Here is a 21,802-nt window from a genome sequence, read left to right on the forward strand (position 1 = left end):
GCCCGTTGGCAGGAGGCGTTCGAGGGCCTGATGGGCCGGATCGCAGGGCGGTTCGCGAGGGTCGAGCCCCGGCGTCGGGTACGGCAGTTGGTGCTCGGGCTGCTGTCGGACCTGCCGCGCAAGAACTGCTGGACGATCGCCGAGTGGGCCGGAGAGGCAACTCCGGACGGGATGCAGCACCTGCGGGGCCGGGCCAAGTGGGACGCCGACCTGGTGCGCGACGAGGTATGCGACTACGTGGTCGAGCATCTGCACGACGACCAGGCGGTGCTGGTGGTCGATGAGACCGGGGACGTGAAGAAGGGCACGCACACGGTCGGCGTCCAGCGCCAGTACACCGGCACCGCGGGCAGGATCGAGAACTCGCAGGTCGCCGTCTACCTCGTCTACGCGGGCGCGCGGGCACGCCGCGGTGAACCGGGAGTTGTACGTCCCGCGCTCGTGGACGTCCGAGCCCGACCGCTGCCGGGCCTCCGGGCTCGGCGATCAGACCATCTTCGCCACCAAGCCGGAGCTGGCCGCCCGCATGATCGGCCGGTTCCTTGACGCGGGCCACCGGGCCCCGTGGGTCGCCGGCGACGAGGTCTACGGCGGCAACCCGAAGCTGCGGGCCGCGCTGGAGAAACGCGGCTGCGGCTACGTTCTCGCCGTCGCCCGGACCCACGAAGTCCCCACTCACGCCGGGAAGTTCCGGGCTGACGCCCTGGCCATGAAGCCGCCGAAGCGGGCTTGGCAGAAGCTGTCCGCAGGAGCCGGCGCGAAGGGGCACCGCTTCTACGACTGGGCCGTCATCGAACTCGTCCACCCCGGCCCGGGCAGCCACCAGCTGCTGATCCGTCGCAACCGCAGCACCGGCGAACTCGCCTTCTACCGCTGCTACTCGACCATCCCGGTGCCGCTGACCACGCTGGTGAGAGTCGCGGGATCAAGGTGGCGGGTGGAGGAATTCTTCCAGTCCGGCAAGGGTCTGGCCGGACTCGACGAACACCAGGTCCGCCGCTTCGCTTCCTGGTCCCGCTGGGTCACCCTCGCGATGCTCGCCCACGCCTTCCTCGCCGTCGTCCGAGCCGACGAGCACGCCCGGCAGCCCGGGCCAGCCGACCTGATCCCGCTCACCTGCAACGAAATCCAGCGCCTGTTCATCACGCTCGTCGTCCGGCCAATCCACGACGCGGCCCACCGGCTCGGCTGGTCCCGCTGGCGACGCCGGCACCAAGCCCGCGCTCATTACAGCCGACAAGTCGCGAATCAGGCATGAAGATCACGAACTACGACCGAAGTCCTCGGCGGAGCCCGCGTGGGGCGGGGGGCTGGCGTCTGCGGGAGCAACCAGGTCGGCGGGAAGAGGCTGGGACGGGAAAGGGTGGGGCGGGTAGGGATGCGGCGGGAGCGGGGCCGAGCCTTCGGGGCGCTTGCGGGTGGCGGCGGCCTTGGCGCGGTCGAAGGCAGCGCGGCCCTTGCCCGCCGCCGCGCGGCTCAGCTCGGAGTCGACAACTCGCCGAACGGCCTCATGTTCGACGATCTTCTGTCCGCTGTCCTGGGCGCTCTGGATCACGTTCTCCCAGGCAGCCCGGCCACCGCGGGCACCGGTGCGACCCAGGTCCACCGCCTGGCGGACGCCCTGCTGTGCGGTATCCCAACCGGGCCGGGGCAGCGTGATGTTGCCGACGGTAGTGCCGGCCAGGCGGTCGGCGAGGGAGCGCCTGCGGCCCAGCAGGGCGGGGAGGGCGTTGGCCCAGAAAACGGCTACCGCGACCGCCCAGCACAGCACCGAGAACGCGACTGAGCCGCCGACCAGCGCGCAGCAGGCCACCGCGAAGCAGCCGACGTCGGCCAGCGTGGTGACGGTGGCGCGGATCGCGGCCCGGCGGCGCCCGAGGCGACCCGGTTCGACGCCGGAGACGCGCAGGCCGAGCAGCAACTCGCCGAGTGTGCGGTTAGTCAGCACGAGCGCCATGAACTGGTAGGCGAAGGTGGCGAGCGCTAACGCAGCGAAGGCCTCTTGGACGTCCAGCACAGCGGAGTCCCAGAGCGAGGTCCCGAACTGCTCGGCGGTGCCGAGCGGCCGACCGTGCGAGGTGAGGACTTGCCCGTGCCCCGGAAACACCAGAGGCAACCGGCCGTCATCACAACGGCGTTGTTCCGCGCCTCAGGAGCCACATCCGGCAACGGAGGCCGCGAGAGGTCCTGCTACCGCCGTTGCGTGAAGCGGGGCACACGGGGCCTCACAGTCCCGTCGACTGCTCCGTCCGAATGCTGTGCGCGCAGCCACTCCCCAGGTTGCCCGTCTACCGATCAGTACGAGTGTGCAATGACCGTGCCACGTACGTCCGCTGTCGCTGCGTCGTACGTCGCGAACCCCTCCGTCCGCAGCCCCCTGGAGCCCACCCATGCGTTCGCTCAGGCTCATCGTCCTGCCGCTGGCCGCTGCCCTTCCGTTCACCGTGATGGCCTCGGCCGGCACCGCCGTCGCCGCCGCGCCGGACCGGTCAGCGTCCCACCGCACCCCTCTGCCGTCCGACTGTCCGGACCTCCTCCCGCCGGAGGACCCGACCGTCTACTACTGCGGCCGGTCCGAGCTGGGCCCGGCCGAACTGCCGACGACCGGACCGGTGGCGACGCTGCTGAACCACTACAAGCACTTCGGGGGCCTGCAGCCGACCCAGTTCCTCGACTGGTACCGCGACGGCACCCAGTGGAAGTACCCGGGCAACCGAGGCTTCGCGGAAACCAACGGCACCCTCGACATGCACGAGCAGGCGATGGACGTGGGTCAGGCCCTCGACCGCTTCGGGGCCGAGACCGGCGGCTTCCTGGCGACCGGCGGAACTCCCTACGCCAAGCGCGCCCTGCCGCCGGACTCGCTCAACGGCCCCGGGAACGGCTACCACTGCTACGAGGTGAACCGCTCCTTCCGCGTGCAGGCGGGCCGGATCGCGGCCGGCTTCAACCAGCCGGGGTTCGGCTACCAGCAGTGGCTCGACCCTCAGCTCAAGCCGTCCGATTTCGCGGACGCCGAGCGCTACAGCGTCGCCAACCTCCTCAAGCACGAGTACCTGAAGGTCGCCGAGCCCGAGCGCTGCGTCGGCACGGGCCACGGCTCCTGAACCACGGCCGGCTGGACGGGGCATCACCATGCCGTGCGGTGCCGGAGTTCAGCCTCGAGCCAGCCGACCAGGTCCGGCGAGGGGCTCTTGGTCGGTGGTTCGTGATGGTACGCGGGCACGGGCCGGATCCTCGGAGGACCGCGAGTGGGCGGAAGCCCGTCGAATGACAGTACGTTCGACGGGCTATCGCCCACTCGTAGTTGTCGAGCAGCGACCAGGTGTAGTAGCCGCGAATGTCGACGCCTTCGGCGACGGCCTGGGCGAGGGCGTCGAGGCGGCCCGGGCGGGCCGCCGCTTCCGCGTCGACGGCGCCTGTCTTGCCACGGCGTCGGCGTGCTGCCTTGTCGGGCTGGTTGACCTCGGTCACGTCGATGCCCTCGGCGCGCAGGTGGCGGGCGAGCGCGGCGCCGTAGGAGCCGGTGCACTCCCCCCGGCCCGGCGCAGGGTGCCGAACGAGCGGGCCCAGGCGACGAGCTGGCGGTAGCCCTCGGTGGTGGCCGGGAAGGTGCGTCCGTCCAGGGCGGCGCCGAGGACGTTGACGACGGCCGCCGCGTGGAAGTCCTCGTGGGTGTCGACGCCGAGGAGGATCTCTTCAGCGGTGTCGGCCGGGATGTGACACGGGGCAGCGGGCTGCGTGATGCCGGGCGAGGTCGCCGGTCTCCCGATCGCCTCGCAACCGGTGGCCGTCGCCGGGCCGGGGAGGTCAGGACTGTGACGGTGCCTGTCGCGAGGGCCCCTGATCGGGGCACGTCCCCTGCCCGGCGGCAGTAGATGCCGCTCCGCGCGGTGGCCGACAGATCAACAGGAAGGCACCAAAGCCAATCCTTCCGCGGGTCAGGCCACCGCTCGAAGCGGCACCAGGTCATCCGCACGGTCTTTCCGGATGTGATTGCGGCGATTCCGCTGGTCGGGCATGGGCGCGGTGGTTCCGTGGGAGTTGTGGCCTGTCGGGTCATCGCTCCCCGGGAGGTTGTGAATGCTGTCGGTCGTGGGACTACTGGAACAGCACGAGCGTGCTGCCCGTGGAGGCGCTGCGCTCGAAGGCGAAGCGCCGGGTGGCCTGCGGCTGGCCGGCCGAGCCCGCGCCGGGACGATTCACGCTCGCGAAGGGACTGGCCGGGCCAGGCGACGGCAGCGCGGGGGTGCGGCCGGCAGGGCCGCTGGGGCCGCCGGGGCATTGGGACGGCCCAGCGTCGACGGTGCCTCGCAGGCCGCCGGGGCCAGCACGACCTGTGAAGCCGCAAGGCGACGGGGCAGGCGGCCCGTCTGCGGCCCCGAGATGCACCGGGCAGGCAAGCGCCGCACCCTGGAGCAGAGACACGCGAGTCAGGACGGGCCGCCGATCGCGAAGGCCTCGCACGAGTGGTCACGCGGCGGGTTGTACGCCTGCACGAGGGGGCAGCAGGCCCTCCCCAGGAAGGATCACCACAGTGTCAGTGAACTCCGAGTCTCTCAGCCCGTACCGTCGTGTCACAGTCGTCGGATCAGGTGTCATCGGGACATCCTGGGCCGGGCTGTTCCTCGCCCGGGGCCTGGAGGTCACCGTCAACGACCCCGCCCCGGACGCGGAGGAACGGGTCCGCGTCGGTCTGGAGGAGATTCTTCCCGCCTTGGAGGGTCTGGGCCTGCCTACCGCGGGTCTCACCGACAGGCTGCGCTTCGAGACCGAACTGGCCGCGGCCGTCGCCGACGCCGACGTCGTCCAGGAGAACGGTCCCGAGCGGCTGGACCTCAAGCAGCAGATCTGGACGACCATCGAGCAGTCCGCTCCCGACCACTGCCTGCTCGCGACGTCCACCTCCGGTATCCCGGCCACTGACATCGCCCAGGCCATGCGCCACCCCGAGCGCCTGGTGGTCGGCCACCCCTTCAACCCGCCGCACCTTCTGCCTCTGGTGGAGGTCGTGCCGGGCGAGCAGACCTCTGCCGAGACCCTCCAGCGCGCCCGCGACTTCTATACCGCCATGGGCAAGAAGCCGCAGGTGCTCCGCAAGGAGGTGCCCGGGTTCGTCGCCAACCGCCTTCAAGCGGCGCTGTTCCGTGAGTGCGTGCACCTGGTCGTCGAGGGGGTCGTCACCGAGAGTGAGCTGGACGAGATCGTCACCTCCTCCATCGGCCTGCGATGGGCGGTGGGCGGCCCGTTCCGAACCTTCCACCTCGGCGGGGGCCCGGGCGGACTGCCCCAGTTCCTCCAGCATCTGGGCCCCACCCTGGAAGGGCTATGGCAGCAGCTGGGCAGCCCCTCACTCGACGCACCGACCGTCGAACTGCTTATCCGCCAGGCCCAGGAAGCCTTCGGAGACCGCTCGGTCGACGCCCTCGCCGCCGAGCGCGACCGCGCCCAGATCGCTGTGCTGAAGGCCCTCGGCGAGTCCCCCACGGCAGGCGCCTGACAGGAACGTGCTGCCCAGGAACGTGCTGCCGCTGACCGTGCCGACCCCGCCGAGGAAGGTGAGCAGGCCGGGGCGGCGCGTAGGGCACGGGCGGTGTGCGCTGTGCTCATCGCGTCTTCGGGGAAGCGTCTCCCCGACCTTCTACGGTGAGGCCTCCGGCGGAATCACTCGTGCAGGGCGTCGAGCGCGCTGCGGAGGCGGGCCGCCGCCTCGTCCGTGACGGGCGTCAGCGCGCTCTGGTCACTGATCTGCACCATGAGCTCGGGGTCCATGGCCTCCACCACCGTCCCGCCGGCGGCGGATCGCACCACCACGTTGCACGGCAGCAACAGTCCGATCCGGCGGTCGACGCCCAGGGCGCGGTGCGCGAGCTGGGGGTTGCAGGCGCCGAGGATCAGATAGTCCTCGATCTCCTCGCCGAGCTTGGCCCTCAGCGTCGCCCGTACGTCGATCTCGGACAGGATGCCGAATCCCTCCTCGGCCAGTGCGGCGCGCACGCGTTGGACCGCGTCGGCGAAGGGGAGATCGAGCCAGACGCTGATTCCGTAGTCCATGGTCGCCTCCGATGCTGGTGGACGCCTCTTCATCGTGAGCCCGCGACGGCCGGCTGTCGTGGTGGGCCGTCCCTCGCCCGGGGACCGAACGGCCCTGGGGCGAGACGTCGATCTTCCTGTCCTCGCGCACCCGCACGCAGACCCGCTCGCCTCGAACACCCGGGCGGAGAAGGTGACGCCGTGGCCGGGGAATGGTGGTGGTGACCGTCGACAGGGCCTGTGCGTCGCCGGCGCGGGCTGCTGCTTCGGCCTGCGGGTCGTCATGCTCCTTCACGAAGGGCTCGCACGAAGGAGGGAGGAACCGAGGTACTGACAGGCGAGCAGCGCGACCTCCAAGTCGGCGCGGCGTTCGTGGACCGGCCGTCCCATGGCTTCCTCGGCTTTCCGGATGCGGTACTGGACGGTGTTCTTGTGCAGAATCTGGCGGCTGGCGGTGGCGGTGTGACTGCAACCGGTGGCAAGGAAGATCTGCAGGGTCTCCCGGAGGCGTGCGCAGTGCTCGTCGTCGATCGCCAAGGAGCCGAGAACGCTCCATACCCAGGCACGTATGTCGTCGATGTCCGTACACATCAATGCGACGGGACCGACGTGAGCGTATGCCGTGACGCGAGCGCCCGGACTCGCGACCATGGCCAGCTCCTGCGCACGCAGCGCCTGGCGATGCGTGCGACGGAAACCTTCGACACCGGGTTCCACGTCCCCCACGGCCACCCGAGCAGTACGGTCGCCGTCCTCGACCGTACTCGACAGCAGATCCCAGGGGACCTCGCTGCGCGAGCCGAAGGGCAGCCAGGACCAGGACAAGGTCTCGTCCCGGGCGACGAACAGCGGCTTCGTACAACACCTGAGTTCTTCGGCGATCCCGCTTGTGAGTCGGTCGAGCCGGGCGAGTCCTTCCCCGCTATGAGTCCGCTCGGGCAGCCAGAGCACCATCCCGACGTGATGCTGGCGCAGCCGGTAGCCGAGGGCTGATTCCGCCCGGTCGGCGTCCACCTGCCTTTCGGCGAGGATCTCTTGTACGCGTCCGGCGCGTACGGCGGTCTGGTTCAGCAGCCAACGGTCCCGTTCGAGCTGGTAGACCTCGATGACTCGTTCGCTGACACGGTCGATGTAGCCGAAGCTCGCCTCCAGCATGCGCCGGGTGGTCGCGGCGAAGACGTCCTCATCGGCGCATTGGCGGTGGAGCTCGTCAAGGCACCACTGCAGGAAACGGCAGTGCCCGATCCGGTAGGCCCTGATGAGCGCGCTGATGGGAACATTGCGCTGTGCCAGTCGTCGTGCATAATCCAGTGCCGACGCCGGTCCCTCAATATTATCCAGCGGCATGTCGTTCTCAAAGAGATGCAGCATTGTGGCGATGTTTTCCTCGACACTCGATTTCAGAATGTTGAGGATTGTCTCGTCGCCTCTTAGCTGTGGGATTTCGGCAATCAGCAGCTCCCACACATCTCGGCTGACTTCCGAGATGTGCGCCGCCACGTGCGTCGCCACGATCGACAGGTACTTCGTGGCAACGAGGCTGCCCCCAGCCATGTCCTCACCCTACAGCGGTGGCGCGGACCGCTGCCATCCGGCGCTCCCGGGCCGGATCCTCAACAGTCCTTCCCGGCGCAGGCGTGCGCCGGAGCGGAACTGCGCATGGCAGTGCGGCCTTCCCATCCCGCACGCTTTTCTGTGCCGGGGTGGTCACCGCGAGTGCATTGGGTCGTGGGCACAAGTTCCTTCGGAAACTTCGTGTTCTGCGTCCGATGGCTTCCCTCGGGATCGTCCCTAGCGTCGTGCTCAGGGGGCGGGATCGGATCCAGGTCCAGCAAGAAAGGAGCGTCGAGAAATGAACACGACACGGCCGAATTCCGCCGATACGGCGCAAGGCACCACCACTGCTGGCGCCCGGGGCACGGACGGGAGGCCGGTGGTGGAGCCGCCGGTACTGGGTGGTCCCGAACAGACGGACTACTACCTGCTGAACGAGCTGCTGACAGACGAGCAGCAGGCACTGCGTCGCCGGGTGCGTGACTTCATGGACCAGGAAGTCATCCCGATCATCAACCCCTACTGGGAGCGCGCGGAGTTCCCCCACGAACTGGTCCCCAAGCTGGCGCAGCTGGGTATTTCGGGGTTCCAGATCCCGGGCTACGGGTGTCCGGGGATGAGCAATGTGACGGCCGGGATCGTGATCCTCGAACTCGCCCGCGGTGACCTGAGCATCTCCACCTTCGCCGGTGTGCACTCCGCGCTGGCCATGACGTCGATCGCGCTGCTGGGGTCGGAGGAGCAGAAGCAACGTTTCCTGCCGCCGATGGCGCGCCTGGAGAAGATCGGCGCCTTCGGCCTGACCGAACCCGCTCACGGAACGGACGTGGTCAAGCTGGAGACGACCGCGCACCGGGACGGCGACTCCTACGTGCTCAACGGCCACAAGCGGTGGATCGGCAACGCCACGTTCGCGGACTACGTGATCATCTGGGCGCGCGGTGATGACGGGCACGTCGGCGGGTACGTGGTCGAGAAGGGCACACCGGGGTTCGACGCCCAGTTCATCGCGGGCAAGACGGCCCTTCGCTGTGTGCAGAACGCGCAGATCTCCCTGAAGGACGTCCGGGTACCCGCCGAGAACCGGCTGGCCGAGGGCCACACCTTCCGCGACACCGAGAAGGTCCTGCTGGCCTCACGGTTCTGTGTGGCCTGGGAGTCCGTCGGCGCCGCGATCGCCGGCTACGAGACCGCCCTGGCCTACGCGAAGCAGCGGCACCAGTTCGGCCTGCCGCTGGCCGCCTTCCAGCTCATCCAGTACCGGCTGGCGCGGATGCTGGCGGACATCACCGACATGGTGTGCATGCAGTACCGGCTCAGCCAGCTGATGGACGAGGGCAAGTTCTCGATGCCGCAGGTCGCGCTGGCCAAGATGCACTACACGGAACGCGCGCGGGCCATCCTCGCCGACGCCCGGGACATGCTCGGCGGCAACGGCATCCTGCTCGACTACCACGTGGCACGGCATCTGTGCGACATCGAGGCCATCGACACCTACGAGGGCACCGACACCGTGCAGGCACTGATCGTCGGCCGCGACATCACCGGACTCAACGCCTTCGTGCCCACGCTCCCCGGCCACTAGGGCAGCGCCGCAGACCAGGACGCCGACACCCAGCCGGGACACCCGGGACACCCGGCGGAAGAGGAACCAGCCATGGAGAACACGCCCTTGCTGGAGGGACTGCACGTCGTCGATCTCGCCAGCTTCATCGCCGGACCAGCCGCAGCCACGGTGCTCGGTGACTTCGGCGCGGACGTCGTCAAGGTCGAACCACCACACACCGGTGACAGCTACCGTGCCCTCAGCCGAGTCCCCCCCAACCCCCACGTCGAAGGGGTCAACTACCCCTGGCAACTGGACAACCGCAACAAGCGCAGCATCGAGCTCAACCTGAAATCGCCCGGCGCCCGGCCCGTACTCGAGCGGCTGGTGCGGTGGGCCGACGTCCTGATCACCAACTTCCCGCCCCGCACCCGGGCCAAGTTCGGCCTGGAATACGACGATCTGGCCTCCCTCAATCCCCGGCTGATCTACGCCGACGTCACCGGCTTCGGCGAGCAAGGCCCCGACGCACACCTGCCCGGCTTCGACGTCACCGCATTCTGGGCACGCAGCGGCCTGATGGACCTCACCCGCCAACGCGGCGCACCCCCGACCATGAACGCGTTCGGCTCCGGCGACCACCCCACCGCCATCAGTCTGTTCGCCGGAATCATGACCGCCCTGTACCGGCGCGAGAAGACCGGCCAGGGCGCACGGGTCACCGCGTCCCTGATCGCCGAAGGCGCCTGGGCGGCCGGCATGTGGCTGCAGGCCGTCCTGCTCGGCGCGAAAAACCCCCGCCCCGTCGACCGCTGCGACCCACCCAACGCCCTGGCCAACACCTACCGCACCGCGGACGACCGCTGGATCCTGCTCGCCTTCGCCAACGAGGACAAACAAGTCCCCCTCTTCCTCCAGGCCATCGGCCACCCCGAGGCCGCCGAGGACCCCCGCTTCCACGACACCCCCAGCCGCCGTACCCACACCGCCGTGATCGTCGACCTGCTGGACAAGACGTTCGCCACCCGCCCCCTGGCCGAATGGCGCGAGGTACTCGACGCCGCCGGCCTCACCTACGGAGTCGTCCAGACACTCGAGGAGTGCGCCCACGACCCCCAACTCCTGGCCAACCGGGTCCTCGTGCCGATCGACGACGGCAGCAGAGAACCACACCTGACCGTCAACAGCCCCGTGCACCTGGACCAGGAACAGAAGGTCACCCCACGCCCGGCCCCCGACCTGGGGGAACACACCGAAGCGGTCCTCACCGAACTCGGCTTCGACGCCAACGACATCGAAACCCTGCGAACCGCCGAAGCGATCCCGCGCTAGCAGTGAACCGAGACCGACAGCACCCGCCACCACGCGACGAGCACCTCGGCACCGCGGACGAGGCGCCCTTCGCCGTCAGCGGTCAACGTCCCATCCCGCACGAGGAAGACAAGGAACCACCACCATGACACCCACACCCACCTCCGATGCCCCCACGGTGCGTACCGAAGAACACGACGGCGTCCTCGTGATCACCATCGACCGGCCGAAGGTGCGCAATGCCGTCGACGGCGCCACCGCGCGGGCGTTGGCCGACGCGTTCGACCGACTGGACGCCCGCGGCGACCTGGTGGTCGGCGTGCTCACCGGCGCCGGCGGCATCTTCAGCGCGGGGATGGACCTCAAGGCGTACGCAGCCGGAGACACTCCCGTCATACCCGGGCGGGGCTTCGCGGGACTGACCCGCTCCCAGCCCCACACCCCGCTCATCGCGGCTGTCGAGGGCTGGGCCCTGGGCGGCGGCACCGAGATGGCACTCGCCTGCGACCTGATCGTGGCCGCCCAGAACGCCACCTTCGGCCTCACCGAGGTCACCTTCGGCCTCGTCCCCCCTGAAGGGGGCATCGTGCGCCTACCCGAACGCATCCCCCGCAACATCGCCCTGGAAATCCTCCTCACCGGCGACCCCCTGTCCGCCGCACGAGCCGAACAGCTCGGCCTCGTCAACCACCTCACCCTGCCCGGCGAGGCACTGGACAAGGCCCTGGAACTGGCCCACCGCATCGCGCGCAACGCTCCGCTGTCCATCGCCGCCGTCAAACGCGCGGTCAACGAGCGGACCGCGTACGGCGACCAGGACGCCTTCCGTCAACAGGACCAGCTCGTCGCACCGGTCCTCGCCTCCCACGACGCACAGGAAGGAGCGCACGCCTTCGCCGAGAAGCGCCCGCCCCACTGGGAAGGCCGCTGACCGCGGCCCCACGACAGGCCCTCGTGGCGCGCCCACCGCAGCTCGCCCAGCCGGTCCGCCCCACAACCGGTCCGCCCCACGGCCAGGCAGCACCACGGCCAGGCAGCACCACTGATTCGCACACCACGCAGAACCCAGGTCCGACCATGCGTATCCAAGACGTGCGACAACAGCTCACCACCCCGCTGAACGCCCCAGCCTTCCCTCCCGGCCCCTACCGCTTCACCGACCGGGAGTACTTCACCATCACCTACCGCACCGATCCCCAGACACTGGACCGCCTGGTCCCCGAACCCCTTCACGTCGACGAACCGACCGTGCGCTTCGAGGTCATGCGGATGCCCGACACCACCGGGCTGGGCGACTACACCGAGGCCGGACAGGTGCTCTCCGTCGACTACGAAGGCGAGCGCGGCGAGTACAACCTCGCAATGTACGTGGACAACTTCCCCGCCATCGCAAGCGGCCGCGAGATCAGCGCCTTCCCCAAGAAACTCGGCACCCCGAGACTCACCGTCGACTCCGACACCCTGGTCGGCACCCTCGACTACGGCTCACTGCGGGTGGCCACCGCCACCATGGGCTACAAACACGCCACGCAGGACACGAACCAAGCACGCAAGGAGCTCTGTGCCCCGACCTTCATGCTGAAACTCCTGCCCGGATACGACGGCAGACCACGCATCTGCGAACTCGTCCGCACCCAGATCACCGACATCACCGTCAAAGGCGCCTGGACCGGCCCCGCCCGACTCCAACTCTTCCAACACGCCCTGGCCCCCCTGGCCGACCTGCCCGTCCTGGAAATCCTCTCCGCCCACCACGTGCTGACCGACCTCACCCTCGCACCCGCCGAGGTCGTTCACGACTACCTCAGCGACTGAGCCATCCCCGCCACACCGGGGATGACCTCGGCAAGGGAGGGAATCGCGCGGTGAACGACGGCGACGGGGGCGCGGGGCGGACGACCAAGCCCAAGCGGGCGGACGCCCGGCGGGTCAGGGTACGAGGCCCGCCGGGGAGCATGTCCGCAGGCTGCTCGTGCGTCGGTGCGGTGCGCAGCTCAGTTCCCCGTCGGCATGGTCGAGCGGGCGTACTCGGTGGGCGTCCGGCCGTAGTGCTTCTTGAAGGCTCGGATGAAGTGGCTGCTGTCCGCGAACTGCCAGTGGGCGGCGAGTTCCGAGACGCTCAACCGACCAGAAGGTGCGGTGAGAGCGAGTCGGGCTTCCTCCAGCCGCCGCCGGCGGATGTAAGCGGTCACCGACTCTCCCACTGCGGCGAACGCCCGCTGCAGGTTGCGGACGGAGACGTTGAGTTCACGGGCCAGCATCGTCCCGGAGAGCTCGGGGTCGGCAAGGTGGCTGTCCACCAGGTCCTTCGCGGCCTGTGCGAGCGCGGGAGCCAGCTGGGGTTCCGCGTCGTCGACCCGGCGCCTCGCCACCGCCTTCGCCAGTTCGATGAGCGTGCGGTGGGCCGCTTGCACTCCCGCCGGCCCGAGGTCGGCGACCGTTGCGTAGATCATGTTCGAGTGGGCCACCAACAGGCGCACCTCGGCGGAGTCCGCCGGCCCGCTGACGCTCTGCCGTTCCCCGAGCAGTGGTTTGAGCAGGGCGGCGGGCAGGACGACTACTTTCGCCGTCGTGTCCGGCGCCGTCTCGAAGTGCAGCGGTCGTCCGATGTGGCGGATGAGGAACTGCCCGGCCGGTACGGTCTGTTCGCTGCGGGCCAGCGGGGCGCCCAGCGTCCAGGAGCCGCGTTTCACGACGTACAGCCGTACCTGGTCCTCGACGCCGTTGAGGGGGCCCTCGGTCCGGATGGCGGACGCGCCGTGGAGATCGGTGATGGCCACCTCGCCCACCTTGGTGGCGCGGCTCTTGACCCGGAAGTCACGCATCGTCGCCGGGCTGAAGGTCGGCAGCGGGAAGCCGTCGCCGATCTCCTTCTCCCAGCCGCTTCGGAAGGTGTCGAATCCCCGTGGCGCGGGATCCGCGTGTGCGGATTCCCCGGAGGTGGCCCTGCCTGACCCGTCGGCTTCCGCTCCGGCGTTGTTCATCGACGGTCGTCCTCCGCCTTCGTCGCTCCGGCGCTGTCCGCGCCCTCTGGCGCAGATGTTCTGCCGGGATGGCGCTGTGGTTCAAGCCTGCGCTGCGCTGATTTTCCTAGGCTCAAGTGGCAGGGGCAACCCCTCCATCCGACCCCGGTGCACACGCAAGAGGAGAATCTCATGAGCCAACAGAATTCCACCCCCGTGGCCGTCATCACGGGTGCCGGTACCGGCATCGGAGCCGCGACAGCGGCCCGGTTCGCCGCCGACGGGTACACCGTGGTGCTCGTGGGCCGCACGGAGGCGACCCTGCAGCGGACCGCCCAGGAGAGCCCGACGGGTGTGGAGATGCATCCCTGGGTTGCGGACGTCTCGGACCTGGCTGCCGTCGCTGCGGCCATGGACGGGGTGGCCGAGCGGTTCGGACGCCTGGACGTGCTGGTCAACAACGCGGGGGTCGCGATTCCGGGCACCGTCGACCAGCTGGATGTGGACAGCTACCGGACCATGGTGAGTACCAACATCGATGGCGTCTTCTTCGCCTCGCGCGCCGCTCTGCCCCACCTGCGGGCGGCGCATGGATGCATCGTCAACGTCGGGTCCGTGGCCGCACTCCGCGGTGAATGGAACCAGGCCGCCTACAACATGACCAAGGGCGCACTGGTCAACCTGACCAACTCGATGGCACTGGACCACGGCCACCAGATCCGGGTCAATGCCGTCCACCCCGGCGTAACGCTCAGCAAGCAGGTCCTGCGCGATGCGCTCGCCGAGGGAACCTCGCTGTACAAGCGCTTCGTGGAGCGCGTGCCCATGGGCCGGCCGGCCGAGCCTGCCGAGGTCGCCGCCGTCATCGCGTTCCTCGCCGGTCGCGACGCCGGGTATCTCAACGGAGTGCACATACCCGTGGACGGCGGTCTGACCGCCTCGGACGGGCAGGCCGACCTGTACAGAATCAGTGCCTGACGGCGACGACCGAGAGGGGGTGCGCGCGACCACGGCGGCCCTGCACGAGGCCTTCTCCGAGCTGCGGGTCGAGGTCCTGCACTGCCTCCGGGACGGAGATCTCGTGGCCACCCACAAGCTGTTCCGCGGCAGGCACACCGGCGCATGGTTCGGGATCCCGCCGTCGGGCAATCGGGTCGAGTTCAGGGTGATGGACCTGGCCTACTACCGGGACGGACAGCCGTTCGAGCACTGGGCCGTCGCCGACGGCGTGAGCCTGCTACGCCAGACCGGCGCCCTGCCATAGCCCCTTTGCCGCCGCCCACTCCCCGGGCGAATCGGCTCGTCCCGCTTCCCGCCACCCTCCGGGGCCGTGCAGTTCGGCACGCGGGATTCCGAGGCAACACCCAAATGTGGCACAGGAGTTGAGGCAAGGAAGGATGCAGGCCGCGGTCTCCCGCCTGCGGCTCACGCCCCCACTCCGAAGCGGTCAAGGAAAGTCAGCCCTCTTCGCGAGAGCCCACTTGCATAAAGCGAGAGGGTCGCCTACATTCATGAGAGTCAACCCTCATAAAGATTGCAGTCTCCCTTCCTTGGAGGTTCAGATGGCAGACGTCTCAGTGGTCGGCCCGGACGCCGGTGAGTCGATCCAGCTCGGCCCGACCCGGATGCGGATCCTGGAGGACGGCAGCACGACCGGGCACCGCCTGGGCGTCGGGGAGATCACTCTCGCCCCGCACACCGACGGGCCGCCGCAGCACCGGCACGCCCGGCACGACGAGGGCTTCTACGTGGTGTCCGGCGCGGCCCGGTTCACCGTCGGCGAAACCGTGTACGACGCGCCGGCCGGAACGCTGGTCATGATCCCGCCCGGCGCCCCGCACACCTTCGCCAATCCGACCGACGGCATCACGGTCCTGCTCAACACGTTCACCCCGGACCTGTACGTCAACTACTTCCGGGATCTGCGCGACATGATCGCCGACGGCCGGCCGCTCACCCCCGAGTCGACGATCGAGGTGATGGGCCGGTACGCCACCGAACCGGCCACCGACTTCTCCTGAGGCGCGCGCACCTCCAACCCGCCGCACCACGTCCACGCCTGCCGCGCCACGTCCACGCCTGCCGTCCGGCATCCGGGACCAGCAATGATCACGGAGAAAGCCGTGGGCACCACCACGCAGTACACCGTCACCCTCGACGGAGTCGGCCCGGTCGAGGTGCCCGTCGCCGACTACGGGTCCGGGCAGCCGTTCCTGCTCCTGCACGGCGGGGCCGGACCGCACAGGGCGAGGGAGGCCGAGCTGACCCAGACCCGGACGGGAAGCGTCCAGGACCGCCGCGAACCCGGCTGCCTCACCTTCACCGCCTACGAGGCGCGCGATGTCGCCCGACGCTTCTACCGCTACGAGGTCTACACCGACGCCACCGCGTACGACACCCACCTCCAGGATCCGGCCCGAACAACACGGCCCGCCGACGCGGGATTCACAGCCACGCCACGATCCGCTCCGTACCCGAGTACCCGAGGGAACCCATCACCATGACCGTCTCCACTTCCACCAGCACAACCCGCACCATCGACCTTCCGGGCGGCCTCGCCGTCACCATCCAGGAGTTCGGTCAGAACACCGAGGGCACCGGCGTGCTCATGCTGCACGGCGGCGCCGGACCGCGCTCGATGGCCGGGTTCGCCACCGACATGTCGCAGCACGCCTACGTGGTCGTGCCGACCCACCCCGGTTTCGACGGCACGCCCCGCCCGGAATCCACCGACACCGTCGCTGACCTGGCCACCGCCTACCTCGACCTGCTCGACGCGCTCGACCTGCGCGGCATCATGGTGGCCGGAAGCTCGGTCGGCGGCTGGATCGCCGCCGAGATGGCGCTGCGCGACAACGCCGCCCGGATCTCCTGCCTGACCCTGCTCGCCTCCACCGGCATCGCCCCCGAGCCGCCGCTGCAGCTGGCCAACCCCGCCGAGCTCGGCCCGGTCAGGACCGGCGAACTGGCCTTCCACAACCCGCAGCTGCGCCCGGACCCGGCCGTGCTCGGCCCGGAGCAGCTGGCCGTGCTGGCCGCCAACCAGCGCACTCTGGCCGTGTACGCGGGCGACCCGTTCTGCTGCGACCCGAAGCTGCGCGGGCGCCTGCACCGGGTCACCGTCCCGGTGCTGGTGATCGCAGGTGAGCAGGACGGCATCGCCCCGCTGGAGTACGAGCGCGCCCTGGCCGACTCCTTCCCCCACGCCACCTTCCGCGCCGTCCCCAAGGCCGGGCACTTCCCGCACATCGAGCAGCCCGCAGCGGTCTTCGAGGCGATCGGCGACTTCGTCGACACCAAGGTCAATCCCGACGGCCGGTAACGGCCACCAGCACGAAACCGCGCCCGCCGTGCCGCACCCTTCGCGGACCGGCGGGCGCGCCAGGTATCAGGACCGCCCCGCCACTCACCGAGGAGGACGGACATGACAACACCTCATCCCCTGACCGACGGCGGGCGCCGGCGGGGGCAGCTGGTTCTGGCGGTGTGCTGCCTGAGCCTGCCGATCACCGCCTTGGACACCACCGCCGTGAACGTCGCCCTGCCTGCCGTCGGCCACGATCTGCACGCCTCGGTCAGCGGCCTGCAGTGGACCGTCGACGGCTACACCCTGGCGGTCGCCGCCTTCATGATGCTCGCCGGATCCACCGCCGACCGGATCGGCCGGCGCCGGGTGTTCCAGGCCGGACTGGCCCTGTTCACCGCCGGCTCGCTGGCCTGCTCCCTTGCCCCGACCCTGGGGTGGCTGATCGCCTTCCGTGTCGTCCAGGGCCTGGGCGCCAGCATGCTCAACCCGGTTGCCCTGTCGATCATCACCCACGCCTTCCCCGATCCGCGCGAGCGTACCCGCGCGATCGGGCTCTGGGGAACCACGGTCGGTCTGTCCCTGGCCGCCGGCCCGGTGGCCGGCGGCCTGCTGGTCGCCTCGGCCGGGTGGCGATCGATCTTCTGGATCAACATCCCGATCGGTGTGGCCGCCCTGGTGCTCGCCGCGGTGTTCGTGCCCGAATCCAGGGCCGCCACCACACGACGGCCGGACCCGGTCGGCCAGCTGCTCGTCGTCACCATCCTGACCTCGCTGATCTTCGCGATCATCGAAGGCTCACGCCGGGGCTACGGCAGCACCCCCATCATCGGCCTGTTCGCCCTGTCCGCGGTCGCGGTCGCAGCGCTGCCCGGCTACGAACGCCGCCGCGAGCAGCCGCTGGTCGACCCGGTGTTCTTCCGCTCGGTCCCGTTCACCGGCTCCTTCGTCATCGCCGTCACCGCGTTCCTCGTCCTGTCCGGCTTCCTCTTCCTCAACACCCTGTACCTCCAGGAGGTGCGCGGCTTCAGCGCGCTGCACGCCGGCCTGCTGACCGTGCCCATGGCCGCCGGCATCGCGCTCGCCTCACCGCTGTCAGGGCGCCTGACCGCCGCGCGCGGCCCGCGCCCCCCGCTGGTCGCCGCCGGCCTGCTGATCGCCGCCGCGGCGCTGATGCTGACCACGCTCGCCCCGACCACGCCCTGGGCGGTCCTGCTCGCCGCCTACGTGCTGCTGGGCACCGGCTTCGGCCTCGTCAACACCCCGATCACCAGCACCGCCGTGGCCGGCATGCCGCGCTCCCAGGCCGGGGTGTCCGCCGCGATCACCACCACCGGCCGCCAGGTCGGCAACAACCTCGGCGTCGCAGTCCTCGGATCGATCGTCGCCGCGCACACCCGTGCTCCGGACCATGCCGGAATCGCCGCCGCCAGCCACCCGGGATGGTGGGTCCTGGCCGCAGGCGGACTGGTGATCGCGGCGATGGGCCTGGCGATCACCACACGCCGCGCCGTCGCCACCGCCACCGCCACACGGGTCGCCACACGCGTCCCGACCGATCCCTCGACCGCCTTCAGCAGCGCGCCCAGGATGCGCGGAGGCGCGCAGGCATGATCCGTCGTCAGCGCCGTGCGGCGCGGCGGCCGTTCGCAGGTGCGGCGCTGTCCAGCGCGGCCCGGGTGAGGGTGGTCGCGGTGTGCACGACGCTGGCGATCGCCTCCTCCGGGTCCAGCCGCGACAGGTCGGTCAGCGCGAACAGGGCCTCGGCGCTGACGACGACGGCGAGGTCGTTCTTGAGCTGCCTCACCGCGGCCGGGTCCGTGGCCCCGAGAGTGCCGTCAAGCGGGGCGAGCGCGTGGTCGATCAGGCCGAAGCGCATGGCCGGCCGAGCTTCGGCCGCCTCGGGGCGGGTGATCGTGGCCGCGATCATCGCGCGGGTCGCTCCCTGGTAGGTCAGCACCGTCCGCAGCAGGTGCTCGGTCGCGACGGCGACGCGTTCCACCGGGTCACGGGAGTCCGCGACCGACGCGAGCGCCTCGGCCGGGGTGGGCATCTGCCCGGCCAAGGCCTCCTGGAGCAGGCTCGCCAGGTCGGGGAAGTGCCGGTAGGCCGTGGCCTCGGACACCAGAGCCGACTTGGCGATCCCAAGCATCGTCACATCGCGGCCAGTGCGCATCAGTTCGACTGCCGCCTGCACGATCGCCCTGCGCGTGCGCAGCTTCTGGTTCACGCGGCCCGCCGTGGCCTGCGGTGTCATCGGTTCGCCAGTGTGCATGGATCAAGAATAGCAAGTCGACCCTGATGATGAGAGTTGGCTCGCATCATGGGGCGCCGGGGTCGCAAACGGTCGCGCACGGGACGGGCCACCCTCCAGATTGCCGGTCATCGCAAGCGTCACAGTCTGCTCGAAAGGGAGAACCACGTCGGGGGGCGAATGTCCACCCGCGAGGTGCGAGCCGGAGGCTCTCTCTACCGTGTCGACCGTGGCGCGAGTTGGCTCTCACACAACTACGCCCCGATGATCAAACTCTTGGAGGACGCCGGGCTCACCGGGCGGATGCTGCCCTGCTCGGACGAGCTGGGTGTGTTGCGCGACGGTCGCGTCCACCGCCTGTCCCTGGTCCGGAGCTCGGGCCTGCTGCGGACCGGACTGCTCGGGTGGCGTGCCAAGCTCAGGGCCGTCAACCTGCTGCGCGACCTCGCCGCGGCCCGCCGCCGACTGCGCTGGGAGGACCTGTCCCGAGCTGCGGAGCTGGACCGGGAGAACGCCGGGGAGTACGCGCTCCGCCGACTCGACCGCGAACTCCTGGACTACCTGGTGGAGCCGTTGTGCGGCAGCCAGTTCCTCGCGTCGGCCGAGGAGGTCGCCGCCGTCGGGGCCTTCTGCATCATGTGGGGCACGTTCGGAGCGGCGAGCTTCACCTTCGACGGTGGCACGGGGCGCCTCCCCGAATACCTCCTCGACACCCCCGTCATGGGCTCCCCCGGTACCCGGGTCGAACTGGGCGCGCAGGTCACCGAGATCCGCCGGGTGTTTTTACCGGGGTGAAATGGTTCAGGCACGGATTCCGTGAAGGGATCACGAGTCAGTGACGGTCTGTGTTGACTGGGATCTTGCTCCGAAGAGTCCGCCGGACGACCCGCTGTGAGAGATGATGCTCGGCATGACGACTTGAAGAGCACCGGCCGGACGGCAGCATTGGCGGAAGGTCGGGGGCTGGGAGGCGGTGTCCGACGGCGATCGGCGAAAGTGTGCCGACTGTGGAACGCCGGTCCGCTCGTACCAGTACCGTTTCCACCCGCCCGAGTGCTCCATGTTCGAGCGCTGCATCGGATTCTCCTGGTGTTCCGGCTGCAGGATCTACTCCGGCAACATGGTGCACATCCCTCGGAAGCGAGTGCTGGTCGACGCGCTCGCTTCTCTTCCCCAGGAGCAACGGGAACGGCTTCTTCGTTCGGAAACGCGACTGGTCGAGTTCCTGGACCGTCTGGTCCGAGACGGCAGCGGTTAGGACTTGTCCGGTCGATCATGTGACTATCGCCCGCCTTGGTCGTTGGATCGGACATGGGGCGGGGAGATCTCACGGATGCCGAGTGGGAACGGCTTCGGCCGTTCCTGCCGGTCAGCAACAGGCGTTGTGGCCGGTGGCGGGACCACCGGCAGGTGATCGACGGGATTCTGCACCGGGTGCGGACCGGAGTGCACTGGCGTTCACGGCCTGCCTGATGGCCTCCCAGGGCGGCGCGGCGCGCGGGCTCTACTCGCTCGCCCGCGACGACGTCTTCCCCTTCTCCCGGCAGGTGCGCAAGGTCAACCGGCACAAGGCCCCGATCGGCGGCCTGGTCGCGGCGACCGTGGTCAGCTGCGCGGCACTGCCGCTCGGACTGAGCACCTCGGCCATGGGCAGCCTGATCACCTTCGGGAGCGCGGCGACCTTCGTCCCGTTCTTCCTGCTCTGCGCGGTCGCCCTGGTCGCCCGGCTGCGCCGCAGCTGGACGCCCTCCGGCGCGGTCCGCTACAGCCGTCTCGGGACGCCGCTCAACGCGCTGGCGTTGCTGTGGACAGGGCTCGAGGTGGTCAACATATGCTGGCCCCGCAGCATCCTGTCGCCGGCCGGTGCCCCCTGGTACCAGATCTGGGCAGCGTTGCTGGGCGTCGGCACCGTGACCCTGGCCGGCCTCGGCTACCTCCTGGTCCGCCGACCGCACCTGCGGATGAGGACCGCGGACCAGGACCGTCCGATCGGCGACGAGCTCGCGCCTGCCGTCATCTGACGGAGTGCCGCCACCGGCCCGGCCTGCGCACCCTGACGTCGAGCGCCGCCCCGGCGCCACCCCGACGCCCCTTGCCGGGGCTTCGCTTCACGCTGACTGGCAATTCAGCCAGCCCCGGCCCGACCGTCCGCCTCGCCACCGAGCTCGCCACCGGTCCTACCGCGTGGTCCGCCGTAGGCGTCCACCCGGGTGCGGTTGAGGCGGAACACGTGGCCGGTGCCGGCGAACGGCACCGGGGCGCGTCGTCATGCCTGGCCGGTCGGCCGCAGTTCGCGTTCGAGAGCGGTCAGGGCGAACGTGTGCGCGGAGGCGTGCTGCCAACGCGGCCGCCCGAACATCACGTCTCCGGAGAGCCCGTTGAGCATGGCCACAGCCCTGATGACGAACGCGGACGGGTCCACCTCGGCGAACTGTCCCAGGGCTTGCCCCTCGAGCAGGATGGATTCCAGGCGCTCCTCCCAGGCCTCGGACAGCGCGGTGAGGAGTTGGCGGTCGGCGTCGTCGTGGCGCCGGGCCAGCACCTGCGTCCACAGCGCGTAGCGTTCGTCGCCCGGGTGGCCGGGCAGGTAGAAACGGACGAACAGTGCCAGCTTCTCGGCAGGGGACGCGGCCTCCTCCGCGGCCTGCTGGAACCGGGTCCCGAGGTCCGCTTCGCTCCATGCGAGGACCTCGAGCAGCAGGCGGTCCTTCTTTCCGAAGTGGTACAGGATGTGCCCGGTGCTCATGCCCGCCCGCGCGGCGATGTCCGACATCCGCACGGCTGCGACGCCCTTCTCGGCGATGGCGCTGATGGCGGCCCGCATCGCCCGTCCACGC

21 protein-coding genes and 2 pseudogenes are annotated in these 21,802 nt (G+C 69.8%); 16 read left to right on the forward strand and 7 right to left on the reverse strand.

Annotated elements, in window-relative coordinates; translation table 11 throughout:
* The first annotated feature begins 30 nt into the window (after nt 1-30).
* A pseudogene (locus tag P3T27_RS16670) lies at nt 31-1,258 on the forward strand (IS701 family transposase).
* 3 nt (nt 1,259-1,261) lie between these two features.
* Here the strand turns inward: P3T27_RS16670 and P3T27_RS16675 are convergent.
* On the reverse strand, nt 1,262-2,107 hold the full coding sequence (locus P3T27_RS16675) for an RDD family protein (protein WP_280679297.1): 846 nt from the start codon (nt 2,105-2,107) through the stop codon (nt 1,262-1,264).
* A 283-nt stretch (nt 2,108-2,390) separates the two neighbouring features.
* On the opposite strand from P3T27_RS16675, the gene P3T27_RS16680 reads away from it, so the two are divergent.
* A complete protein-coding gene (locus P3T27_RS16680) occupies nt 2,391-3,107 on the forward strand; it encodes a TNT domain-containing protein (protein WP_280679089.1) in 717 nt (238 codons plus the stop codon).
* On the opposite strand, the gene P3T27_RS16685 is transcribed toward P3T27_RS16680, so the two are convergent.
* Complete coding sequence (locus tag P3T27_RS16685; protein WP_280679091.1) at nt 3,043-3,474, reverse strand: family 1 glycosylhydrolase; 432 nt, start codon at nt 3,472-3,474, stop codon at nt 3,043-3,045. The two genes, P3T27_RS16680 and P3T27_RS16685, sit on opposite strands and share 65 nt — an antisense overlap.
* Before the next feature lie 1,069 nt (nt 3,475-4,543).
* On the opposite strand from P3T27_RS16685, the gene P3T27_RS16690 reads away from it, so the two are divergent.
* The gene (locus P3T27_RS16690) at nt 4,544-5,500 is read left to right on the forward strand and encodes a 3-hydroxyacyl-CoA dehydrogenase NAD-binding domain-containing protein (protein ID WP_280679093.1); all 957 of its coding nucleotides are present in this window, start codon (nt 4,544-4,546) and stop codon (nt 5,498-5,500) included.
* A 164-nt stretch (nt 5,501-5,664) separates the two neighbouring features.
* Here the strand turns inward: P3T27_RS16690 and P3T27_RS16695 are convergent, their stop codons facing one another.
* Nucleotides 5,665-6,054, reverse strand: coding sequence for a DUF302 domain-containing protein (locus tag P3T27_RS16695; RefSeq protein WP_280679095.1), 390 nt, complete (start codon nt 6,052-6,054; stop codon nt 5,665-5,667).
* Nucleotides 6,055-6,324: 270 nt separating this feature from the next.
* Nucleotides 6,325-7,587 (reverse strand): helix-turn-helix domain-containing protein, encoded by a 1,263-nt coding sequence (locus tag P3T27_RS16700; protein WP_280679097.1) that lies wholly within the window; start codon nt 7,585-7,587, stop codon nt 6,325-6,327.
* 298 nt (nt 7,588-7,885) lie between these two features.
* Between P3T27_RS16700 and P3T27_RS16705 the strand changes: the two genes are divergently transcribed.
* From P3T27_RS16705 to P3T27_RS16720, 4 genes are all read left to right on the forward strand, one after another.
* Nucleotides 7,886-9,172: an acyl-CoA dehydrogenase family protein gene (locus P3T27_RS16705; protein WP_280679099.1), complete on the forward strand. Its 1,287-nt coding sequence runs from the start codon at nt 7,886-7,888 to the stop codon at nt 9,170-9,172.
* A 72-nt stretch (nt 9,173-9,244) separates the two neighbouring features.
* On the forward strand, nt 9,245-10,465 hold the full coding sequence (locus P3T27_RS16710) for a CoA transferase (protein WP_280679101.1): 1,221 nt from the start codon (nt 9,245-9,247) through the stop codon (nt 10,463-10,465).
* A 124-nt stretch (nt 10,466-10,589) separates the two neighbouring features.
* Nucleotides 10,590-11,375, forward strand: a complete 786-nt coding sequence (locus P3T27_RS16715; RefSeq protein WP_280679107.1) for a crotonase/enoyl-CoA hydratase family protein — start codon at nt 10,590-10,592, stop codon at nt 11,373-11,375.
* A gap of 146 nt (nt 11,376-11,521) precedes the next feature.
* The gene (locus P3T27_RS16720) at nt 11,522-12,259 is read left to right on the forward strand and encodes an acetoacetate decarboxylase (RefSeq protein ID WP_280679109.1); all 738 of its coding nucleotides are present in this window, start codon (nt 11,522-11,524) and stop codon (nt 12,257-12,259) included.
* A gap of 179 nt (nt 12,260-12,438) precedes the next feature.
* Here P3T27_RS16720 and P3T27_RS16725 read toward each other — a convergent pair whose 3' ends face one another.
* The gene (locus tag P3T27_RS16725; RefSeq protein ID WP_280679111.1) at nt 12,439-13,428 is read right to left on the reverse strand and encodes a helix-turn-helix domain-containing protein; all 990 of its coding nucleotides are present in this window, start codon (nt 13,426-13,428) and stop codon (nt 12,439-12,441) included.
* 195 nt (nt 13,429-13,623) lie between these two features.
* Here P3T27_RS16725 and P3T27_RS16730 point away from each other — a divergent pair, with 195 nt between their 5' ends.
* From P3T27_RS16730 to P3T27_RS16755, 6 genes are all read left to right on the forward strand, one after another.
* A complete protein-coding gene (locus P3T27_RS16730; RefSeq protein ID WP_280679113.1) occupies nt 13,624-14,385 on the forward strand; it encodes an SDR family oxidoreductase in 762 nt (253 codons plus the stop codon).
* Nucleotides 14,378-14,671, forward strand: a complete 294-nt coding sequence (locus P3T27_RS16735) for an ester cyclase (protein ID WP_280679115.1) — start codon at nt 14,378-14,380, stop codon at nt 14,669-14,671. The genes P3T27_RS16730 and P3T27_RS16735 overlap by 8 nt, the downstream gene beginning before the upstream one ends.
* A 298-nt stretch (nt 14,672-14,969) precedes the next feature.
* Nucleotides 14,970-15,428 (forward strand): cupin domain-containing protein, encoded by a 459-nt coding sequence (locus P3T27_RS16740; RefSeq protein WP_280679117.1) that lies wholly within the window; start codon nt 14,970-14,972, stop codon nt 15,426-15,428.
* 102 nt (nt 15,429-15,530) lie between these two features.
* The gene (locus tag P3T27_RS16745) at nt 15,531-15,911 is read left to right on the forward strand and encodes an antibiotic biosynthesis monooxygenase (RefSeq protein ID WP_280679119.1); all 381 of its coding nucleotides are present in this window, start codon (nt 15,531-15,533) and stop codon (nt 15,909-15,911) included.
* Complete coding sequence (locus tag P3T27_RS16750; RefSeq protein WP_280679121.1) at nt 15,908-16,729, forward strand: alpha/beta hydrolase; 822 nt, start codon at nt 15,908-15,910, stop codon at nt 16,727-16,729. The genes P3T27_RS16745 and P3T27_RS16750 overlap by 4 nt, the downstream gene beginning before the upstream one ends.
* A 102-nt stretch (nt 16,730-16,831) precedes the next feature.
* Nucleotides 16,832-18,325: an MFS transporter gene (locus P3T27_RS16755; protein ID WP_280679122.1), complete on the forward strand. Its 1,494-nt coding sequence runs from the start codon at nt 16,832-16,834 to the stop codon at nt 18,323-18,325.
* 7 nt (nt 18,326-18,332) lie between these two features.
* On the opposite strand, the gene P3T27_RS16760 is transcribed toward P3T27_RS16755, so the two are convergent.
* The gene (locus P3T27_RS16760; protein WP_280679124.1) at nt 18,333-18,986 is read right to left on the reverse strand and encodes a TetR/AcrR family transcriptional regulator; all 654 of its coding nucleotides are present in this window, start codon (nt 18,984-18,986) and stop codon (nt 18,333-18,335) included.
* A gap of 48 nt (nt 18,987-19,034) precedes the next feature.
* On the opposite strand from P3T27_RS16760, the gene P3T27_RS16765 reads away from it, so the two are divergent.
* The 3 genes and pseudogenes from P3T27_RS16765 (at nt 19,035) to P3T27_RS16775 (ending at nt 20,986) form a co-directional block, all read left to right on the forward strand.
* Entirely contained in the window at nt 19,035-19,760 is a 726-nt protein-coding gene (locus tag P3T27_RS16765; protein ID WP_280679126.1) for an FAD-dependent oxidoreductase, read from the forward strand.
* A gap of 516 nt (nt 19,761-20,276) precedes the next feature.
* Nucleotides 20,277-20,423: pseudogene (locus P3T27_RS16770) on the forward strand (transposase); the annotation flags it as partial.
* Nucleotides 20,424-20,437: 14 nt separating this feature from the next.
* A complete protein-coding gene (locus tag P3T27_RS16775; RefSeq protein ID WP_280679128.1) occupies nt 20,438-20,986 on the forward strand; it encodes an amino acid permease in 549 nt (182 codons plus the stop codon).
* 245 nt (nt 20,987-21,231) lie between these two features.
* Here the strand turns inward: P3T27_RS16775 and P3T27_RS16780 are convergent, their stop codons facing one another.
* Nucleotides 21,232-21,789: a TetR/AcrR family transcriptional regulator gene (locus P3T27_RS16780; RefSeq protein WP_280679130.1), complete on the reverse strand. Its 558-nt coding sequence runs from the start codon at nt 21,787-21,789 to the stop codon at nt 21,232-21,234.
* Between the last annotated feature and the right edge of the window lie 13 nt (nt 21,790-21,802).

This window comes from Kitasatospora sp. MAA19, from assembly GCF_029894125.1.
Classification (GTDB): domain Bacteria; phylum Actinomycetota; class Actinomycetes; order Streptomycetales; family Streptomycetaceae; genus Kitasatospora.

Coding starts and splice junctions, on each gene's coding strand:
- P3T27_RS16725 (WP_280679111.1), bottom strand. CDS start 13,428: ATGAACAACGCCGGAGCGGAAGCCGACGGGTCAGGCAGGGCCACCTCC.
- P3T27_RS16695 (WP_280679095.1), bottom strand. CDS start 6,054: ATGGACTACGGAATCAGCGTCTGGCTCGATCTCCCCTTCGCCGACGCG.
- P3T27_RS16700 (WP_280679097.1), bottom strand. CDS start 7,587: ATGGCTGGGGGCAGCCTCGTTGCCACGAAGTACCTGTCGATCGTGGCG.
- P3T27_RS16750 (WP_280679121.1), top strand. CDS start 15,908: ATGACCGTCTCCACTTCCACCAGCACAACCCGCACCATCGACCTTCCG.
- P3T27_RS16720 (WP_280679109.1), top strand. CDS start 11,522: ATGCGTATCCAAGACGTGCGACAACAGCTCACCACCCCGCTGAACGCC.
- P3T27_RS16680 (WP_280679089.1), top strand. CDS start 2,391: ATGCGTTCGCTCAGGCTCATCGTCCTGCCGCTGGCCGCTGCCCTTCCG.
- P3T27_RS16780 (WP_280679130.1), bottom strand. CDS start 21,789: ATGCGGGCCGCCATCAGCGCCATCGCCGAGAAGGGCGTCGCAGCCGTG.
- P3T27_RS16765 (WP_280679126.1), top strand. CDS start 19,035: ATGGGGCGCCGGGGTCGCAAACGGTCGCGCACGGGACGGGCCACCCTC.
- P3T27_RS16710 (WP_280679101.1), top strand. CDS start 9,245: ATGGAGAACACGCCCTTGCTGGAGGGACTGCACGTCGTCGATCTCGCC.
- P3T27_RS16705 (WP_280679099.1), top strand. CDS start 7,886: ATGAACACGACACGGCCGAATTCCGCCGATACGGCGCAAGGCACCACC.
- P3T27_RS16755 (WP_280679122.1), top strand. CDS start 16,832: ATGACAACACCTCATCCCCTGACCGACGGCGGGCGCCGGCGGGGGCAG.
- P3T27_RS16760 (WP_280679124.1), bottom strand. CDS start 18,986: ATGCACACTGGCGAACCGATGACACCGCAGGCCACGGCGGGCCGCGTG.
- P3T27_RS16715 (WP_280679107.1), top strand. CDS start 10,590: ATGACACCCACACCCACCTCCGATGCCCCCACGGTGCGTACCGAAGAA.
- P3T27_RS16740 (WP_280679117.1), top strand. CDS start 14,970: ATGGCAGACGTCTCAGTGGTCGGCCCGGACGCCGGTGAGTCGATCCAG.
- P3T27_RS16775 (WP_280679128.1), top strand. CDS start 20,438: ATGGCCTCCCAGGGCGGCGCGGCGCGCGGGCTCTACTCGCTCGCCCGC.